The sequence below is a fragment of the Mycobacterium attenuatum genome (genome assembly GCF_900566085.1).
GTDB lineage: Bacteria > Actinomycetota > Actinomycetes > Mycobacteriales > Mycobacteriaceae > Mycobacterium > Mycobacterium attenuatum.
Genome location: NZ_UPHT01000095.1, coordinates 29785 through 49833, shown reverse-complemented (window position 1 = coordinate 49833; position 20049 = coordinate 29785). Strand labels below are relative to the sequence as shown.

Here is a 20049-nt window from a genome sequence, read left to right as displayed (position 1 = left end):
TACCTGCGTTTCCCGATACGTTTTCGCCCCTCGCGGAAGTGGATGTTAGCGACTAACGTGACGGGAGGTCGGAAACGTTGGCTCCGATCAGCGCTTCGGCAGGCCGACCAGCCGGCCAGTGACCGCGGTTTAAAACGCCGCCCGTCGTCGATGCTTCGGTGAGGGGTATCGGATGCAGGGACCCGGGTTCGCTTCGCCAGGCGATTCGCTGGGGGAGCCGGTCGACGTCCATGAATTGCTGGCGAAGGCCCGAGAAGCGCTGGCACGACAGCGCGAGACGATCGAAAGACTCAGGGCCGGTCGCCGCGAACCCGTTGCCGTGCTCGGCATGGGATTGCGGCTGCCCGCCGGTATCGAGACGGCCTCGCAGCTGTGGTCGTTTCTGCGGGCCGGCGGCGATGCGATCACGCCCATCAATGACGACGGCTGGAATGTCACGCTCGATCGCGACGGTGCCGGGCGGCGCCACGACGCATCCCCTCAGTGTGCCGCGCTCATTGCCGATCACGATTCATTCGACCCGGGATACTTTTCGATCTCGCCGAAGGAAGCCGCGGGGATGGACCCGCAGCAACGGATGATCCTCGAAGTCACCGACCGGGCATTGGCGGACGCCGGGGTCTCGATCCGCTGCGCGGCGAGTGAACGGACCGGGGCGTTCGTCAGCACGAGCAGCGACGACTATCTCCTGCAAAGCGCCGATCTGTGTCGGCGTGAGCTGTTCGATGCTTACACCGGGACCGGTACGGCTCGCGCCGTTGCGGCCGGCCGGCTGGGCCATGTCTTCGGACTTACCGGGCCGATAATGCACGTCGACACCGCGTGTTCGTCATCGCTGGTGGCTCTGCACTTGGCTTGTCGCAGCCTGCACGACCGCGAGTGCACTCTGGCGGTGGTAGCCGCCGCGAACCTCATCGCCACCCCGCAAAACCTGTTGTTGCGCAAGGCGTTAGACGCGGTGGCGCCTCGTGGCCGGAGCAGACCCTTCGCCGACGACGCCGAGGGCTTCGGGCAGGGGGAAGGGGCGCTGGCATTCGTGCTGCAGCCGCTGTCGGCCGCGTTGGCTGCCGGGAGACGGCCACGCGCGATCATCCGGGGCTCCGCGGTCAACCACAACGGCCGCGGCGCCGGACTTACGGTGCCCCGCAGCAGTGCGCAGCGCGACGTCATGCGCGAGGCATTGACTTCGGCTGGCGTTGACCCCGACGATGTCGATTTGGTGGAGGCCCACGGCACCGGCACCCGGCTGGGAGATCCCATCGAACTTGCCGGTCTTGGCGAGGTGTACGGGTCGACCCGCACGGTTCAGCTTGGCTCGGTCAAGTCGAACTTCGGGCATCTGGAGGCTGCCGCAGGCCTGCTTTCGGTGGCAAAAATCGTGCTGTGCATGCATAACGACGAAATTCCGCCCACCCTGCATGCGGCTCGGCTGAACCCGGAAGTGCCATGGGAATCCATGCGATTCGCGGTCACCACCCGGCCTACTGTCTGGTCCCGCCGGCAACGGGGGCGGCTGGCCGCGATCAGCTCGTTCGGCATGGCCGGAACCAATGCCCACGTCATCCTCGCCGACGCTCCTGACATTGCTCCACCGGAACGTGTTCCGCGTCCGTTGCAGGTAATGCTGGTTTCGGGTCGCAGCGACGCGGCGCTGCATGACCTGGTGGCCAGCTACGCTGAGCTTCTGGACTGCGTTGCGGCCGAAGCGTTCCCCGACGTCTGCGCCAGTTCGGCGGTCGGTCGGGACCACCACCGATTCCGGCTCGTGGTCGTCGCGCCGGACGCGCAGACGGCGCTGGGCGCGCTCAGGTCCTGGCAGTCGGACCAACCGTCGAAGTTGGTGGCCGCCATCGAAGCTGACGCGCCCAATCGGATCGTCGTCGTTCGAGACGATGCCGATGCTGCCACAGTCGATGCCGCGCTCGTGGATCTGCTGCCCGGCCAGCAGTGGGTGGCGTGCACCGCATCAGCCGCTGCCCGTCAGGACGGGGTGCGTGTCGAAGTCGCGGCGGCGTCGCGCTGCGCAGCCGAACCCGGCTGGGCCAGCGCTCAACTCGATGACGAGCAGCGGCTAGCCATCGCGCTGCACCTGGCAGGTGCCCACGTTGACTGGTCACGGGTGTATCCCGTGGCGACCTTCGCGCTGGTGCCGCTTCCGGCGCATCCTTTCCGCCGCAGACGACTCTGGATCAAGCGGCCGCCGAAACCGCTTGACCGCAATGGCGCGATCAACGAAAGGACAGCCACGATGGCGGATATCTCGCTTGCCGGTGCACGCCCGCCACAGCACAGCGCAGTGGTAACCGCGGTGGCAGCTGTCATCACGGGCTGGATCGCCGAGCTACTCGGCATGCAGCCCGACGAGGTGGAGCCGCGCCGCCCACTGCTGGAGCAGGGCGCGGACTCGATGGTCCTGGTCGAGGTGGTGAGCCGGGTCGATACGACCTTCGGGGTGGTGCTGGTGCTGCGCCAGCTTTTCGAGGAGTTGCTTACGGTCGCGGCGATTACCGATTACGTGACTCAACACGGCGGTACGGCGCCATCGACGGCTGACGACCGCGGCGACTACCTGAGCACGCTGACCGATACCTACACCCGCATGACGGCGCGTTCGATCGCCGAATACCGTTCCCAGCTACCGGTGATGTGCAATAACCGGCGTAGCGCTTCGGAAATACGGCCCGAGACAGCGGCTTTCGCAGCGCCGCTTCGGGTGGTCTCCTCCCGGGGCGCGCATATCACCGATGTGGACGGCAACGACTACGTCGACATCGCAATGGGTTTCGGAGTCAACTTCTTTGGTCACCAAGCGCCATTCATCGTCGACGCGCTGCGCGACCAACTCGCCACCGGGATCCAGCTGGGCCCCGAATCGGCCGTTGCCGGCGAAGTCGCCGCGTTGCTGGCCGAACTCACTGGTCAGAATCGAGTATTGTTCTGCAACAGCGGAACCGAGGCTGTGATGACCATGATGCGGCTGGCCCGTGCGCACAGCGGTCGCGACACCATCGCGATGTTCCGCAATGCCTACCACGGTCACTTCGACTCGACTCTGGTCAACCCGACCGGAATCAACGATATTTCAGCAGCCCCGATGGCCATCGGCATTCCTGCCGGCCTTGTTCATGACGTGATCGTGTTGCCCTACGCCGACAACCGGGCGCTAGCCGAAATCCGCAGCCGCGGCTCGCGTTTGGCCGCGGTGCTGGTCGAACCCGTGCAGAACCGCCGCCCCGACCTGCATCCCGTCGAGTTCCTTCGGGAGCTACGCGACATCACCAGGTCGCAGGATGTGCTGCTGGCCTTCGACGAGGTGCTCACCGGGTTCCGCATCCATCCCGGCGGCGCGGCGGCACACTTCGGTGTCACACCCGATATCGTCAGCTACGCCAAGGTCCTTGGCGGCGGCATGCCCATCGGGGTCGTGGCCGGTCGAGCCGATGTGATGAACCGTGTCGACGGGGGAACGACGCCCCCGGGGCCACCGGTCACGTACACCGCCGGCACATTCTGCCGCCATCCGCTGGCGATGGCGGCCGCGCGTGCGGTGCTGCGCAAACTCAGCGACGACGGGCTGCGGCTCACCAGCCGGCTCAATGCGCGCACCGACGACATGCGCACCGAACTGAACGCACGATTCACCGATCTGGGCGTGCCGTTCGCGATGCACAACTTCGGCTCCTTTTTCCGCTTCTCCCTCAACGGCAATCTGAGCTTTGCCTACCAACCGGTGGAGATGGACTACTTCAACGCCGCGATGCTGACCAAGGGCGTCTACATCGCCGAAGGAGGCACCTGCTTCCTCTCTACCGCGCACAGCGATGCCGATATCCAGCGGATAATCGACGCGGCCGGCGGCGCGGCCCGCGAGTTGCGTGATGCCGGCCTGCTCAACCGGTTGACATCAGACGTTCCGGCGGCTCACCGAGCCGCGCGGTTCGTCGAGCCCAAGGAGCCGGTCGTGTCCGGCGGGTTGGCCGGGACCTGCGCGGTCCCAAGGCAATCCGAACCCCATACGCCGCAGGTGCGGACTTCCGGCGGGTCGCCGGCCCCGGTGCTCAGCCTCTCCTTCTTCGGCGACTACCCACGCAACACGCCCGGCATGTTCGACGTGATCCGCAACGCGGCCGCGGCGGCCGACGGGCGCCTCGCGACGTTGTGGATCCCCGAGCGCCATTTCCACTCCTTCGGCGGCCTGTCGCCCAACCCGTCGGTATTGGGGGCGTTCCTCGCCGGGATCACCACGAAGATCAGAATCCACGCCGGCAGCGTCGTCCTCCCGCTGCACGACCCGATTCGGGTGGCCGAGGAGTGGGCCATGATCGACAACTTGTCCGGTGGCCGGATAGGCGTTGCCTTCGCCTCCGGTTGGCAGCGCAACGACTTCATCCTGGCGCGCGAGCCGTTCGACCGGCGCCGGGAAGTGATGTGGCGGGACATCGACACCGTGCATCGGCTGTGGCGCGGCGATCCAATCACCTTCCAGCGCAACGGTATCGAGACCGAAGCCAGCCTGTATCCGCAGCCCCGGCAAACGGACCTGCCGACCTGGATCGCTGCACTGGGCTCCCCGGAAACCTTCCGCACGGCGGGAGAGCGCGGCCTGTCGATTCTGACCAACCTGGTCGGCCAGACCACCGAGCAACTCGCGTCGAATATCGCTCTCTACCGGGATGCCCGGCGCGGCGCCGGTATCACGGGTCCCGGGCATGTCACCGCCTTGGTTCACACGCTGGTCACCTCGGACGACTCCGCGGCCCGCCTGGCCCGCGGCCCGCTGCACCGCTATCTCGGGTCGTCGGTCGACCTGTTCAGCGCGGTCACCGGCAGCCGCGAACAACACGCTTTCGAACGGCTCACCGACAGCGAACGCACCTACCTGCTGGATCGGGCGGTCGATCGTTTCCTGCAGGACAACGCGATAATCGGCGATCTCGACCATGCGCTTGACGTCGCCCGCCGCATCGCCGGTCTGGGGGTCGACGAGATCGCGTGTTTCGTCGACTTCGGCGTCGCCGCAGATGATCTGCTGGGCGGTGTGGACCACCTGGTGCGGCTTGGCGAGCGGCTGCACACCACCGAGCGACCCCCCGCGCCGCAGCCCGCGAAGGTGTCGGGTCGCACCGAGCGAGCGCGGGCGGCCGTTGACCTGACCGCCACCATTGACCCCGACGAGGTCATCCTGGCGGTGAAAGCGGCCGTGTCCGCCCAGCCGCACCTGCAGAAGCTCGTCGAGCCGGCGGGTCCGCCCACCGTGCACCTGGTCGACCTCTCCCTGCTGGACGACGCCGAACAGGACGAGCAAACGGCCCAGTTGTGGGACTACGCCGAAGATTTCGGTGCGCGCGATTGCGGCGAAGTGCTCATGATTCGCCGCTCCGGCGGACGGACCCGGCTGATGGCGAGGCTGCCCGGAACCGCCTCGTCCCTGGACGCCGAGCGACTGCTGGACGCGGTGGTTTCGGTGCTGCGCTCGTCCCGGCCCGACGATACGGGCGGTGTGGAAGCTCAGCTCGCGGCCGCGCCCAACGAGCAACTCATGTGGTGGGCCTGTGAGTCCGACCCCGATACCGCCCGAGCATGCCATGTCCGGACCACGCTGGAGGTGGCGGAACGAGTTGACATCGACGCCCTGCAGGACGCCGTGATCGCCGTCGCGGGGCGCCACCAGGCGCTGCGCTCGACGTTCGGCGCCGAGGGCGAGGTCCTGCTGGTGCACCGGGACTTCGCGCCGGTCGTACACGTCGTCGACTTCACCGCGTTGTCCGACGCCGATCGAGACGAGGAGCTGGCGCGCTGGTACGCCGAAGACGCGGAGCAGCTCATCGACATGGCCGTGGGACCGTTGTGGCGGATCGCTGTGTTGCGGCTCACCGAGCAGCAATGCCGAATTGTGTTGACCGCCCATCACATTGTCTTCGATGGCGTCTCGGAGCGGATAGTCCTCGACGAGCTCGCGGCGGTGTATCGCGGTGCCGCCCAGGAGTTGCCGGAGCCCGTCGACTTCGCCGCTTGGCGGCGCGAGCACGCCGGGCGCGCAACGGCAGCCGATCGCCAATTCTGGCGCACGTGTCTTGCCGCGCGCACCGCGGTCACCCGCCCCACACAGCTGGCCGCCGGCGCGGGTGGCCGGCTGCGCACGATGCTGCCGGCCGAGACCGTGGCCGCGCTGCAGCGCGTCGCCGCCGACATGGGATGCACCCGGTACGTCGCGCTGCTGGCCTGTTACCTGATGCACCGGGCTCGCTCGTGCGCCGGCGCGGACGCGGTGGTCGTCGGCGTCTCGGCCGACCCGCGCGATGCCGCGGCCCGGCACGGATTGGTTGGCTACCTGTCCAACTTGTTGCCGCTGCGGCTACAGCTGGATGCCCAGCTCCATGTCGCCACGGCGTTGCCGGTTGTTCGCGCCGCGCTGTTGGACGCCTACGAGCACCAGGGGTTGCCGTTCGCCGAGATCCTCTCGGAATCACCGGGGACACATGTGTCCACCTGTTTCAACTGGGACCACGTGACCCAACCGAGGTTCGGGTCGGCCTGCGCTCGTGCGCTGCCGGACCCGGCGAGTTTCGTGCGCTTCGAATTGAGCCTCAACGTGGTGGAAACCGCTGAGCCCCAACTGATCTTGGAGTGGGATTACACCCGCGACTCCTACGACGCTGACGCAATTGCCCGGGTGGCGCAGAGTTACGCCGACATCGTCGCCGAGCTGGTCAGCGGCGACGAGCTCGTTACCGCAGAGACCATCCATGGGCGGTTCGCGGCACGGGCCGCCGAGTCCCCGGCAACGGTGGCCGCGTACGACGGCGCTTCGAGCGTCACCTTTGCCGAACTGGATGCGCGCTCGGATCGGATCGCTGCCGGCCTACTGTCCGCCGACCTGCCGGCCGAGGCTGTCGTCACCATCGTCGGATCGCTGTGTGTGCCAATGGTCGCGGCGATGCTCGGCGTCCTCAAGGCCGGCGCGGCCTTCAGTGTTGTCGCGGCCTCAACGTCTGAAGCCGCGCTCGCCGCACACATGCGGGCGTGTGGATCGCAGTTGGTGATCCACACCGGGCAGCAGCGCGGCACACAGCGGCCGGATGGACACCACGATGTGGCGACCCAGGCCGAATCGACGCCAACCGCCCGGATGCCCGTCATCCCGGCCGCGCACGCCGCCTACGTGATCATGACCTCCGGATCGACCGGCGAGTCCAAGCCTGTCGTCGTCTCGCATGCCAACCTGTGGAGCTATCTCGACGCGCTGGCGCAGCGGGTGGACATGACCGGACAACGCTGTCTGGTTGTGGGTTCACCGGCATACGACCTCTGTTACAGCACGCTGTGGTCCGCGCTGACGCGTGGCGGCACCCTGCTGCTGGCCGACGAAGACACCAGCGTCGACGCCCAGGCGCTGGTGGACCTGACGTCACGACAGCCGGCCGACGTGCTCAAAATCGCCCCGACTCATCTGGATGCGTTGTTGAGCACGGGCACGGATGCATTTCTTCCGCACGCACAGCTCATCTTCGGTGGCGAGCCGCTGCGCTGGCCCACGGTGCATCGGGTGCGCGCTGCCCGGCCCGGGCTGACCATCTGGAATCATTACGGCCCAACGGAATCCACCGTGGGCGCCACGATGTACCGCATCGGCGATCCGGATCCGTTCGAGTCGCGGGCCACCGTGCCGATCGGCTCTGCGCTCAACGGACCGGTGCGGGTTGACGGCGACGAATTGCTGGTCGGCGGACCCGGGGTAGCCAACGGCTATCTTGGCTTGCCCGCGGAAACCGCGGAGCGCTTCGTGTGGCGATCCGAGGCCGACGGCGCGCGCAGCCGCTGGTATCGCACCGGGGACGTGGTTGCCGAGGTGGCTGACGGATGTTTGGAGTTCGTCGGGCGCCTGGACGACCAGGTCAAGGTCCGCGGTCACCGGGTTGAACTCGGCGCGGTCGACACGGCCCTGCGGGCGGTGGCCGGGGTGCGGGCGGCCGCCGCCTGCCTGCTGGGTGACGGCGAAGGCTCTTGTCTGGCAGCCGGTTTGGTGCTGACTGAAAACACCACACCGCAGGCCGTGCGTACCGAATTGGCGTCCCTCCTGCCCAGCCATTTGGTACCCACCACGCTGGTGGCGATGCAGCGGCTGCCGCGTACGGGATCGGGCAAACTCGACCGAATCGCGTTGGCCGCCGCCATTGGCGCTGCCTCGCCGCCGCGGCCGGCGAGCAACGCAACCGGTGCCGATCCGGCGGACCCGCTGGACGCGATGACCCAGATCTGGCGAGATGTGCTGGAACGTGACGAGGTCAGCCCCAACGACGACTTGTTCGACCTCGGTGGCCATTCTCTGCACGCCATCAAGATCGCGGCCCGGATACGCAACGTGTTCGGCCGGCGGGTTCGGATCCGGGATGTGTTCGACTCGCAGACGCCCCAAGCGTTGCTCGCGCATATCAGCGAGCTACCGGAAGCCGCTCGGTTGTCCTAAGGAGAGACGGTTATGAGCACGTCAGCCACCGCAGTCCCAGCCACAGTGCTGCGCGCATTCCCCGCGCTGGCCCGCCAGCTCGACGCGAGCCCCGTACACGCCAAAGTGTTGTTCGTCCACGACGACTTTATTGTGCGAGCCGGACCCACCCGGTACAGCCCAGAGATCTTCAGCGACTCCACCACGGCATGGCGCACATTCTGCGCCAACAATTTCCGCGCGGACGACCCGCGGCCGCCGGAAGCGGCCAGCCTGCCGTTGCACGAATGGAACACCGAGTTCAGCTGGCGGCCAATCGAAGGACCGTCGCGGCTGCTCGACGAAGCCCAGCGTCGCCACTACAACGACGACGGCTACTGCGTGCTGCCCGACGTTGTGCCGCCGGATGTCGTCGAGACGCTGATCGCGGAGGTAGACCGGCTGGAACGCATCGGCGAGCAACGGTTGCGAGGAATGCAGGAGGGACGCGCCTTCATCGCCCGCGCCGACGAGATCACCTTTACCACCCACATCGTTCGCAATTCACCGTTCACGCGACGCTTTTATACATCAAAGCTGTTCTGCGACATAGTCTTCGACATCATCGGCCCGGACGTGCGGTTGTATTGGGATCAGGCGGTGTACAAGAAGCCGTTCTCGCCGCTGCCGTTCCCCTGGCATCAGGACAACGGGTACACCTTCGTCGAGCCGCAGCAGTACCTGACGTGTTGGGTGGCACTCAGCGACAGCGACGAGTCCAACGGTGGCCTTCAGATGGTGCCCGGCGTGCACACCCTCGGCACCATCGCGCACCGGCGTACGCCGCTCGGATATGTCTGCTACGACGAGACACCGGCCACCGCACAGTCATTGACGACGAAAGCCGGAACGATTGTGTGCATGAGCGGCACCACGCCACATCAGACCGGACCCAACTCCACCGGGGATATCCGGCGCGCGCTGGTGGCGCAGTTTGTTCCCGAAGGCGCCGTGGCGATCACCAGGGAAGCCGACGGCAACATCGTGCGATTGCCGACCAACGACCCGACGCGCCAGTTCCCGATCATCGCCGCAGGTGCCAGTGTTGGCTGACGAGGACACCGTGACGGCGCTGTCCCCGTATCGATTTGCAGAATCGGCGGCCAGTATCCCGCCGGCAGTGCTCGTCGAACTGGCCGCTACCGCGCGACGACTCGTCGCACTGTCGTTGGCTTTGCCGTCCCGGCTCGCGAACGCGGGCATGCTCGAAGAGGTCTTCGGCGGCGCCGACGAGGACTGGCTGACCTTTGTGCTCGAGCCTCCCGACGGGCTGGACGGATGCCTGTCCAGACCCGATCTCATCTACTCCGACGGCCGGTTTCGCTGCATCGACGTCAACGCGGCCCACGCGGGCGGCTGGCTGATCCACCTGGGTTGGGCCCGGCAGCACGGCTGGTCACCGACGATTGCCGACCCGCTGGCCGCCGTGTGCGATATGGTGCACGCCTGCGCCCGGGAGTCGGGTGTGGCGACAGCGGGAGAATCCGTTGGCCTGGCGGTGATCCGGGCGCCGGGCTCGGCGGAGTTCACCGAATCCGTCCGCCGCGCCTGCCTTCCGGTGTGGCGCGCGGCGGCGGCTCGGGCCCGCGTCACACCCGGCGGGTTGTACTTTGCCGGTTACGCCGACCTCGACCATGGCCCGAATGGCATTTCCTGTGCGGGGAAGCGCGTGCACGCCCTGCTGGAGGGTGACGTGCTCGACGGAGCCCCCCGGATGCGCTGCGTCGCCGCGGCCAAGCGGGGCCTCGTCTCGTTGCATAGCGGCCCGATCGCCGCGGTGGTCAACGACCGCAGGGTGCTCGCCGAACTGAGTCGGCAAGCCGATGAGGCGCAACCGCTGCTGACGCCCGCGGAGCGCCGGCTGGTGTGCGACACCGTCGCATGGACACGAACCATCCGGCCGGGCCCCACCCGCTGGCGTGGGCAGTGGGTGGATCTTCCCGGCCTAGCCGTCTCGCAACAGCCCGGGATGGTGCTCAAGCAGGCCACGTCCGACGGCGGCAAACAGGTTTATCTGGGTCGCTGCACCCCGGCCGCGGCGTGGCGCGACATCGCCGAAACTGCCTGCGACACCGGGGATTGGGTGGTTCAAGAGTATCTGCCACCGCAGTATCCGCCGGGCGCGTGGGATAGCGAGCCCGCGGTCGACCCGATCTGGAGCGCCTTTGTTGTGCGCGGACGGTACGCGGGCGGGCTGGTCCGGCTGCTGGGCGCCGACGACTACCCGGACATCGCCACCGCCACCAGCATGGCCGAAAGCCTAAACGGTGACGACCACGTTCGGCTGGCGCCTATCGCCACGAACTTCGAACTGAAGGAGGCTAAGTGAGCATCGGCAGCCTGGGATCGGACCTGCGGTCCGATATCGCACGGATACTCGCTGCCTCACCAGACACGTTGGACTGCATGGTGATTGAGCGCTGCACCGAGGCGGGTGAGCAACGCCTGGTCGCCTATGTGGTGCCGGCCCAACCGGTGACCAGCCGCGGGGTCCGGGACACGATCACCGCCGGCGCGCCTCAGGCGCCGGTCGACGTGGTGCTGGTCTCGAGCGTGCCCCGCACCGCCAGCGGTGCGGCGGACATCGGGAGCCTGGCGATGCTACCGGTGCTCGACGAAATGACGTTGGCGCGAACCGAAGCGGCCATGCAGTCCGCCTGCGGCGCGGCTGCCGAGGTGACCGTGGCCTTCGCACCGGCGAGCGCGGACGGGTATGCCGGCGCGATCAGCACGGCACAACCGTCGGCCCGGGAACCGGTCCGCGACCCACTGGCGCCGGCTGCCGTCCTCAGCGGCGGGCAGGCCCGCGGTGGCGGCCCGGCGACGCTGGGTGAACTGTTGGTTTCGGCTGCCGCCGAATGCCCGTATCGTGACGCGCTCCGCCTGCTCAGCCGCGACGGGCGACTCACCGTGGCCGGTTATGACGAGCTTCTCGACGAGGCCCAGCGGGTGTGCGGCGGCCTGCAGGAACGCGGGCTTCGACCCGGGGACCGCATGGTGCTGGCATGCGGTGAACCCACCGAGTTTGTGCCCGGCTTCTGGGGCGCGGTGCTGGCCGGGCTGATCGTTGTCCCATCGCCGCTGCCGGACACCGTTGAGCCGCAATCCGCAATACAGGCACTGCAGGCCGTCATGTCGTCGGCCGCGGCGGCTGTGGTGGTGACCGATCTGACCGCGGCGCGAAACACGCCAGGATTTGCCGACATTGATCAGTTGCGCGCGGCCCGGCCCGGCTCGCTGGTGAGCCGATCGCCCAACGACCTGGTTCTCGGATTGCCCACCAGCGGCAGCACCGGCAAGCCGAAACTTGTCGGTCAGACGCACCGCGCGGTCCTGTCCAACGCCGCATCGGCGTGCGCCCACAACGGATTTCGCTCCGACGAAATCTCCCTGAACTGGTTCCCCCTCGACCACGTCGGCGGGCTGGTCATGTTCCACATCCGCGACGTCTGGTTGCGGTGCCGCCAAGTCCAGGTGCCCACCGATAAAGTCTTGCGTGAGCCGTTGACCTGGCTGGAACTGGTTGACCGGTACCGGATCACGGTCACCTGGGCACCCAATTTCGCCTATCAGCTGGTGACGGCGCGGCTGCAAGCGTTGCCGACCAACCAGCGGCCAGCATGGGACTTGTCTTGTCTGACATTCATTCTCAACGGCGGCGAACCCATCATCGCCGATCAATGCTTGAACTTCCTGAGCGCGCTGGCCCCCTACGGCCTGCCGGCCGCAGCGATGCACCCGGCCTGGGGAATGTCGGAAACGTGTTCAGGGGTGGTCTATTCGGCAGCTTTCGCCCCTGGGTTGGTCGATCGGACGAGCACGCATGTGCCGGTGGGACAACCGGTTCCGGGCTGCACGGTACGGGTGGTCGACGACACCGGAGCGGTGCAGCACCACGGACAGCCGGGGCAGCTACAGGTGCGGGGGCCGATGATCACCGCCGGCTACCTCGACGACCACGCGGCCACCGCGGCGGCGCTGGATCCCGACGGGTGGTTGCACACCGGAGATCGCGCGGTGATCGGGCCTGCGGGCCTGACCATCATCGGCAGGGACAAAGACGTCATCATCGTCGGTGGCCGCAACATCACCGCGAGCGAGGTCGAGGCCGTCGTCGACAAGGTGTGTGGGGTCGACCCGTCATGGAGCGTCGCATTCGGTGTCCGTGCCGGCGGCGCCGCAACCGAACAGATCGCGGTCGTTTTCGTGCCGCTGCCCGGGCACCCCGTCGCGGAGGTGGCCGAACGCGTGCGTCGTGCGGTGCTGCGGGAGTTCCACGTCAGCCCCACACCGATCCATTCCGTCACCCGAAACGACGTGGCCAAGACGTCGATCGGCAAACCGAAACGGGCACTGATTCGTGAGCGGCTGCTCGGTTGCGCCCCGGGCGCAGGCATCCGCCCTGCGGTGGTCGAGGTGCTGTGCACACCCACCCTCGAATCAGCGACCCCGGGGCCGGCCCTGCCGGTGTTGTTGCTGAGCGACCGCGAGGAATTCACCGCCGCGCTGGCCCAAGCGTTGCGAAGTCGAGGACATGCGTTGAGCACCAGCGCTTTTGAGCTCACAGATGCCCAGGAACGCAGACGTATCCGGTCGCTGCTCGACGGCGGCCCCGAGCATGTGGTTCATGTGCTGCCGGTGGGGCCGCCGACACCCGACGAGGTTGCCGGGCGATGCGCCGACCTGGCAGCCCTGCTGCGCGTCATGGAGCAAACCGGCGGGTCGCGACTGTCGGTGGTAGCCCCGACGGGCTGCGAATACGGCCAGTCGCTGGCGGCGTTTGCGCACAGCGCCGGGCGCGACCTGCCCCGGCTGAAGGTCCGGTTCATCGGCTCAGCGGTTTCACCCGAAGCGGTAGCCGACGAGTTGTCCCGGGAGGAACCGGCCGAGGTGGACCTTGGGCTGCCGGTGCGGCGGATCCTGACCACTGCGGCAGCGCCGATCCGGGCGGCCGGGGAGTCTGCACTTCAGCGAGCAGGGCGGTACCTCGTCATCGGTGGCCTGGGCGGTGTCGGACGACACGTCTGCGAATACCTGCTCCGCCAATTCGGCGCGCACCTGCTGGTCGTGGGGACATCGGAGCTGGACTGCACCCAGCCCGCCGGGCCGCGCGGGCGCACCCTGCTCGCGCTGCGCGAGATGGGAGACGTGACCTATCTCGCGGTCGATGTCGCCGACGCCATGGCCCTGCGTGCTGCCGTCGAGGTATTCGAGCAGCAGCACGGCGGGCCCATCGACGGAATGTTCGCGCTGGCCGGCGAGCTGGTGCCACGGTCGGCGGTGCAGCTGTCGGCGGCCGACATCGACGACATGCTCTACGCCAAGGGTCGTGGCGCCATCGCCGTCGAGCGGCTCCTGGCCGAGCGTGCCCACGCGATCGAGGTCTATTTCACGTCGGTGCACAGCCTGGTCGGCGCGCCGGAACTGGCCGCTTACGCGGCCGCCAACCGGTTCCAGGACGTGCTGGCCGCCCGGCACCGGGACCGGGGCAGACGCGCCTGGTCGATCGCATGGAGCCGGTGGGCCGGTCCCGGGATGAGCCTAGACGTCGCCGGCGGTGACCTGGCGGCCGAGATGGGGCTGGCCACCATCGACCCGGCCGCGGGGATCGACGCACTCGACGCCGTCCTGCGTTCCCGGCCGGGCTGGTACGCGGTGGGGCTGGACACCGGTAATCGGCGCCTGGCGCACCTGGCCGGAGGCTTGCGGCCGCTGGAACGGATCGAGGTCCGGATGGCCGGGCCCGCAACGGATGTCACGGCAGCGGTCACCGACGCGTTCGGGGTTCCCGTCCCGGCGCACGTGGTGGGACAGCAACCGGCCGGGCCGCCGGCACCGGCCGCGGCGGGCGATCAGGGCTCGGCCATGGCAGTGCTCGCCGGGATCTGGGCCGAACTGCTCAAGTTGCCCGACGTGTCGGCCGCGGACGACTTTTTCGAGTTGGGCGGTCATTCATTGCTGGTGCCGCGGCTGCAGGAACGGGTGCTGCAACTACTGGGTGTGGCGTTGCCCGCGGTGGCGGTGTTCGAGTACCCGACGCTGCGGGAACTGGCCCGGGTGATCGAGGACCGCAGCGCCTGCGAGGTCAGCCGTGCGGACCAGAACCCGCCACCGGCCGATGATCCGCGTGCAAACCTGCGCCGGCGTGCCTCGCTACGCGAGGCATCCAGGACGAGCTGATGAGCGAGTTCGACGTCGCCGTGATCGGGCTCAGCTGCCGGTTTCCCGGTGCTGCCGACCCAGAAGCGTTCTGGCACAACGTGGTTGATGGCGTTTGCGCCATCCGCCGGCACTCGCGCGCCGAGCTGCTACGGTGCGGTGTTCCGGCGGCGTTGGTGGACTCGCCGGAGTATGTGCCCGCCGACGGGTTTCTCGAGGATGCCGACGCTTTCGACGCGGGCTTTTTCGGCATCAGCGATCGCGAGGCGACGCTGACCGATCCGCAGCACCGGCTGTTCCTCGAATGCGCCTGGGCGGCAATGGAAGACGCCGGGTATTCGCCGCAGTCGCCGACGGCGGTCGTAGGCTGCTTCGCCGCCGCCGGGATGAGCCTTTACGCGGGGGCCAGAATGTCGTCGTACCTCACCGAGGCGGTGCTCGCCGACACCGACCTCGTCGAGGGCAGCGCCGTGCCGTTGATATCGGTGGCGAACCGGGGCGACTACCTGGCCACCCGGGTCGCTTTTCAGCTGGGCCTGCGCGGACCGGCGATCAACGTACAGACCGCGTGTTCCAGTGCGCTTGTCGCGACCCACTTGGCGATCCAGAGTCTGTTGTCGGGCGAGTGCGATATGGCGCTTGCCGGCGCCGCCGCGGTGCACGTGCCGCTTGCCTGCGGCTACCTGCACCACAGCGGCGGGATTCTGTCGCCGAGCGGTCGCTGCCTGCCTTTTGACGCCGACGCTGACGGCACGGTGGGCGGCAACGGTGTCGGGGTGGTGGTGCTCAAGCGGTGCGCGGATGCCGTCGCCGCCGGCGACCCCATCCGGGCGGTCATCACCGGATCGGCCATCAACAATGACGGCCGGGACAAGTCCAGCTTTGCTGCACCCGGCATGCGGGGCCAACGCGAGGTGATCGCCGCGGCCCACGCGCTGTCTGGGCGCAGCCCGCAGACCATCGGTCTGGCAGAGACCCACGGAACCGGTACCCGGCTCGGAGATCCCATCGAGATCCGTTGCCTGCGTGCGGTATTAGACGGCGACGGTGGCACCGGCTGCGCCATTGGCGCGGTCAAGGCCAACATCGGACACCTGGACACCGCGGCCGGCGTGGCCGGATTGATCAAGGCGGTGCTGGCCGTGCAGCACGGCGTCATCCCTCCGGTAGCGGGCTTTCGCACGCTCAACCCCGAGATCGATCTGACCGGCAGCCGGCTCTATGTGCCGACCGCGGCCGCGCCGTGGCCCGGACCGGAAGGGGACCGCCGACGCGCCGCCGTCAGCTCATTCGGTGCCGGCGGAACCAACGCGCACCTCGTGGTCGAACAGGCACCGGTCGCAACGGCACGCCAACCCGGCGCGGGCGGGCGGTACCTGATCGCCGTCTCCGCCCACGACGGGTCGGCCCTGCGTGACTCCGCGCTGCGGTTGGCCGACCGACTGCGCGGCACCGAAGACGTCGACCTCGCCGACGTCTCGTTGACCAGCCTGGCCGGCCGCGCGCCGCTTCGCGCCAACCTTTCGGTAGTGGCCGCCACCACCGCAGAGGCTGCCGACAACCTGCGCATTGCGGCCGAATCCGGCGACAAAGCAACGTATTTGACGCCCGCTGCGGCAGGCTCGGTGATATTGCTGTTCCCGGGGCAAGGGGGTGAGGCTTGGTCGGTGCTACAGCGGTGGCTGGAGGTTGACGAGGATTTCCGACGCGAGTTCGACGCGCTTCACCAGCAGGCCCGCCCGCGCCTTGACGCCGACCTCGCCGAGATCATCGCCGGCAGCGACGACCCGCGGCGACGACAGGCCGCCTACCTGCAACCGGCCTTGGTGGCCGCGGCGATCGCGCTGGCCCAGACGCTGATCACGGCGGGAGCGCGGCCCGCCCTGGTGCTCGGGCACAGCCTTGGCGAGCTGGCTGCCGCCGCGATCGCCGGTGTGTTCAGTCCGGTCGAGGCGGTGGTGTTGGCGGGGGTGCGTGGCCGCCTGATGGACCAGCGGTGCGCGGGCGGCGCGATGGCGGTAGCGGTCACCGACGCTCGGCGCGCCGCTGCCGCCATCGATGCGGCCGGCGCCGCCGATGTCGCAGTGGCGGTGATCAATTCCGAGCACAGCGTCGTGTTGTCCGGGCCGGAGAGCCAGCTGGCCGCCGTTAGCCAGGTACTGCGCTCACGCGACGTGAGGCTCACACCGCTGGGTACCACGCACGCCTTCCACAGCCCGATGATGGCGTCGGTCATCGCCGATGTCGCTGCGGCGGCCGCGATGGCCGACCCGCGCCCACCCGACATCCCGATGCTTTCGAGCGTGACTGCGCACACCGGTGACCAGGTCGCCGACCCCGCGTATTGGGGTCGCCAGGTACGCGACCCGGTGTTGTTCGGCGACGCGGTGCGGGCCCCGGTCATCCCGACCGGTGCCGTTTTCGTCGACCTCTCACCCTCCGGCGTTCTTGCGGAGATCGTCGCGGTCAACCGCGCGGCGCTGGCAGAGCATCTGGTCCGGCTGGACCGTCACGACCAGGCACCGCCCAGCGGGCGCCTTCTGCTCGGGCTGCGTGACCGAGGCATTCCGATTGACTGGTCGGGCACCGCACTGCACCGCCGCGCACGCCGGATTGCCCTGCCCACCTACCCATTTCGGCAAACCAGATACTGGCCACGGTTACGCGCCGCCGGCGGCGCTCCGTTCTTAAGCCCGGTCCGGCTTGCCAGTGTGGTGTGGACGCCACTGGACGCCGGCACGTCGGCCATCGCCTGGACACGCCCGGTTGTGCTGGCACCGCAAGCTGCGGCGCCGGTGGTCGAGGCGTTGCGTAATCGGTTGCCGGGCTGTCGGACGGTTCCGGATTGGGACAAGGTGCTACATGCAGACCTCGGCCGGGCGACCCGGTTATTGGAGAGCGCGCTGCAGTCGGCTGAGGCGATCGTCGATCTCACCGGGGTCGGTGGTGCCGGCCCGGCTGATGCGACAGACCCGGCCCGGGACTGGATCTCGCTGCGCTCCGCGATGGCCGTGGCGAGCGCCAGCCGTCAGGTGCCCGTCGTGAGCGTCACCGCCGGGGCTGCCGATGTGCCGGGATCAGCGTTGAACCGCCCCGATCAAGCAGCGGTCTGGGGTTTCGTCCGGTCTGCTCGTGCCGAGGCACCCGGCATCAGCTGGCGGCTGATCGACTGCGACGGCACCGTCGATGCGCAGACGGTGAGCGCGGAGATGCTCCGAAACGATCACTCGGAGATTGCCCTGCGCAGCACGCTGCGGCTCGCCCCGATGCTGATCGACACGCCCGGCACCGCCGGCAAGGCGGGACTGACCGGACTCACCGGACCGCTGGACACCGTCGTGATCGGGGGCGGCACCGGCGGCATCGCCGCCCGGATGATCGAGCGGTGCGCCCGCAACGGTGCGCGGCGCGTGGTGCTCGTCGCCCGCAACCCACCGGTCCAACCCGTCGCCGGCCCGCCCGGCTGCGTCGTCGAATGGGCACAGGCGGATGTGGCTGTGCGTGCCGACGTGGAGCGACTGGCCCGGTCCCTGCCCCAGGGGTCGGTTTCGCTGGTGATCGCGGCCCCCGGGATCCTTCGCGACGCGATAGCCTCCCGGGTCACCGAATCCGACTTGCGGGCGGTGCTGGCGCCCAAAGTGCTTGGCACCACCTTGCTGGCGTGGCTGGCTGCCCAGCATGGCTGTCCGATGTTGGTGATGTCGTCGCTGGCTTCGCTGTTGGGTTCGCCGGGACAGGCCGCCTACGCCGCGGCCAACGCGGCGCTGGAGTCGATCAGCCGGGCCGCCGGTTCGACGGTGACCACAATTGCCTGGGGGCCGTGGGATCAGGTGGGCATGAGTCGGGGCCTGAATTCGGCCTCGGGGCCGCGGGCACTGCCGGCCGACCAATGGCTCGACGCGCTGGCGCGGGTACCGATGGGCGGGGGTACCTGTTACGCGTTGCCAGATCCCGTTGTGGCAGAAGGCGATTCCGGGGTGATGCGGAGGCCCGAAGCGCTGGCCGCGCAGGTTTGGGCCGAGCCGCCGGATCACGACGCGCCTGCTAGCACCGACCGGTGGCGGGCCGCCGTAGCGGGCGGAGAAATCCCCGGGTTCGTTTGCCGTGCGGTTGCGGCACTGCTGCGCAGTGACGTCGTGGCCGTCGATGCTCCGTTGGTAGATCTTGGCTTAGACTCCCTGGCCGGCCTTCGGCTGCGCCGCGACCTGATGGTTGCTACCGGGATCGACCTGCCGCCGACGCTGATCTACGACTATCCCACGTGCGCTGCCCTGGCCGCCCAGCTGGCCTCCCACCTGGTCTCGGACCAGGCCGCCGTGACGGCGCCCGGCGGCGGCCGGCAGCCGCACTCGGGCTCCGTCGGCTCCATCGGCTCGGTCGGCTCCATCGCCGAGCTGAGCGCCGAATTGAAGCGGGAACTCACACGATCCCTCGAAGCTCTAGGTGAACCGGAAAGGACTCTCAGATGAGTGGTGTCGTAAGCGCACACACGATCGACGACCCCGACCTGCGAGCGTTCGAGGAGAGCGGGGTCATCGGACCCTTCACGCTCTACTCGCCCGATGAGGCGAAAGCGATGTTGCGACGCATCCGCATCGCCAACCAGGACCGTAGCCACATCCTGTTCGACAACGAGGTCAACTACGATCGTCACTTCGACATCCCCGAGCTGGCAGCACATATCGGGCATCCGACGATCATCGAGAAGGTCAGCAAGATTCTCGGTCCGGATTTGCTCGCGTGGCGCACTGAGTTCTTTCCGAAATTTCCCGGCACGCCGGGCACCGAGTGGCATCAAGTCCGCAATTACCAATACGCCACCGGAACTGCGATGCTGCAGCACAGCACGCAATCCGATGACCTGCCGCTCGACATCACGGTGTGGACCACCTTCACCGAAGCGACCAAGGAAAACGGCTGTATGAAATTCCTGCCCGGATCACACCGCACCCTCTACTACGACGAAAGCAAGTCGATCACTATGGGCCGCGCCGGCGAGTACAGCTCCGTTGATGCCATGGAGAGCAGCGGATCGTTCTTCGGCTACGACTTCAAGGAATTCCGCGTCGACCCCGCGTGGGTGCCGCCCGAGGAGGAAGCGCTGGCCATGGAAATGGAAGCCGGGCAATGCGTGATCTTCACCGCCAGGTGCGTGCACGCCTCGTACCCGAATACGACCCAACGGTCCACCCGGTTCGCGATCGCGTCCCGATACGTGCCCACGGAAGTCAAGGTCTACCCGGGCTGGCCCTCGTTCGAAGCCCACGGCGGGTACTTCGACCTCACGCACTACGGTGCCGTACTGGTAGCCGGCCAGGACACCTACGGCCACAACAAGATTCGTAGCACCGACAACAGAGGCCAGCATTTTCCGCATCACACCGTGGCCGCGGTAGCGGGGTGAT

The 20049-nt window shown here is 68.1% G+C and carries 6 protein-coding genes; all 6 read left to right on the top strand.

What is annotated here, in order from left to right; translation table 11 throughout:
- The first annotated feature begins 172 nt into the window (after positions 1-172).
- The 6 genes from EET13_RS16095 to EET13_RS16070 are packed head-to-tail and all read left to right on the top strand — an operon-like array spanning position 173 to position 20048.
- A complete protein-coding gene (locus tag EET13_RS16095) occupies positions 173-8467 on the top strand; it encodes a MupA/Atu3671 family FMN-dependent luciferase-like monooxygenase (RefSeq protein WP_122443224.1) in 8295 nt (2764 codons plus the stop codon).
- Between the two features lie 12 nt (positions 8468-8479).
- The gene (locus EET13_RS16090; RefSeq protein ID WP_122443223.1) at positions 8480-9538 is read left to right on the top strand and encodes a phytanoyl-CoA dioxygenase family protein; all 1059 of its coding nucleotides are present in this window, start codon (positions 8480-8482) and stop codon (positions 9536-9538) included.
- Positions 9522-10814: an ATP-grasp domain-containing protein gene (locus EET13_RS16085; protein WP_211189082.1), complete on the top strand. Its 1293-nt coding sequence runs from the start codon at positions 9522-9524 to the stop codon at positions 10812-10814. Before EET13_RS16090 ends, EET13_RS16085 begins: the two co-directional genes overlap by 17 nt.
- Positions 10811-14665, top strand: a complete 3855-nt coding sequence (locus EET13_RS16080; protein WP_122443221.1) for an SDR family NAD(P)-dependent oxidoreductase — start codon at positions 10811-10813, stop codon at positions 14663-14665. The genes EET13_RS16085 and EET13_RS16080 overlap by 4 nt, the downstream gene beginning before the upstream one ends.
- Complete coding sequence (locus tag EET13_RS16075) at positions 14665-19113, top strand: type I polyketide synthase (RefSeq protein WP_122443220.1); 4449 nt, start codon at positions 14665-14667, stop codon at positions 19111-19113. The genes EET13_RS16080 and EET13_RS16075 overlap by 1 nt, the downstream gene beginning before the upstream one ends.
- Complete coding sequence (locus EET13_RS16070) at positions 19110-20048, top strand: chlorinating enzyme (RefSeq protein WP_122443219.1); 939 nt, start codon at positions 19110-19112, stop codon at positions 20046-20048. The genes EET13_RS16075 and EET13_RS16070 overlap by 4 nt, the downstream gene beginning before the upstream one ends.
- Position 20049 lies beyond the last annotated feature (1 nt).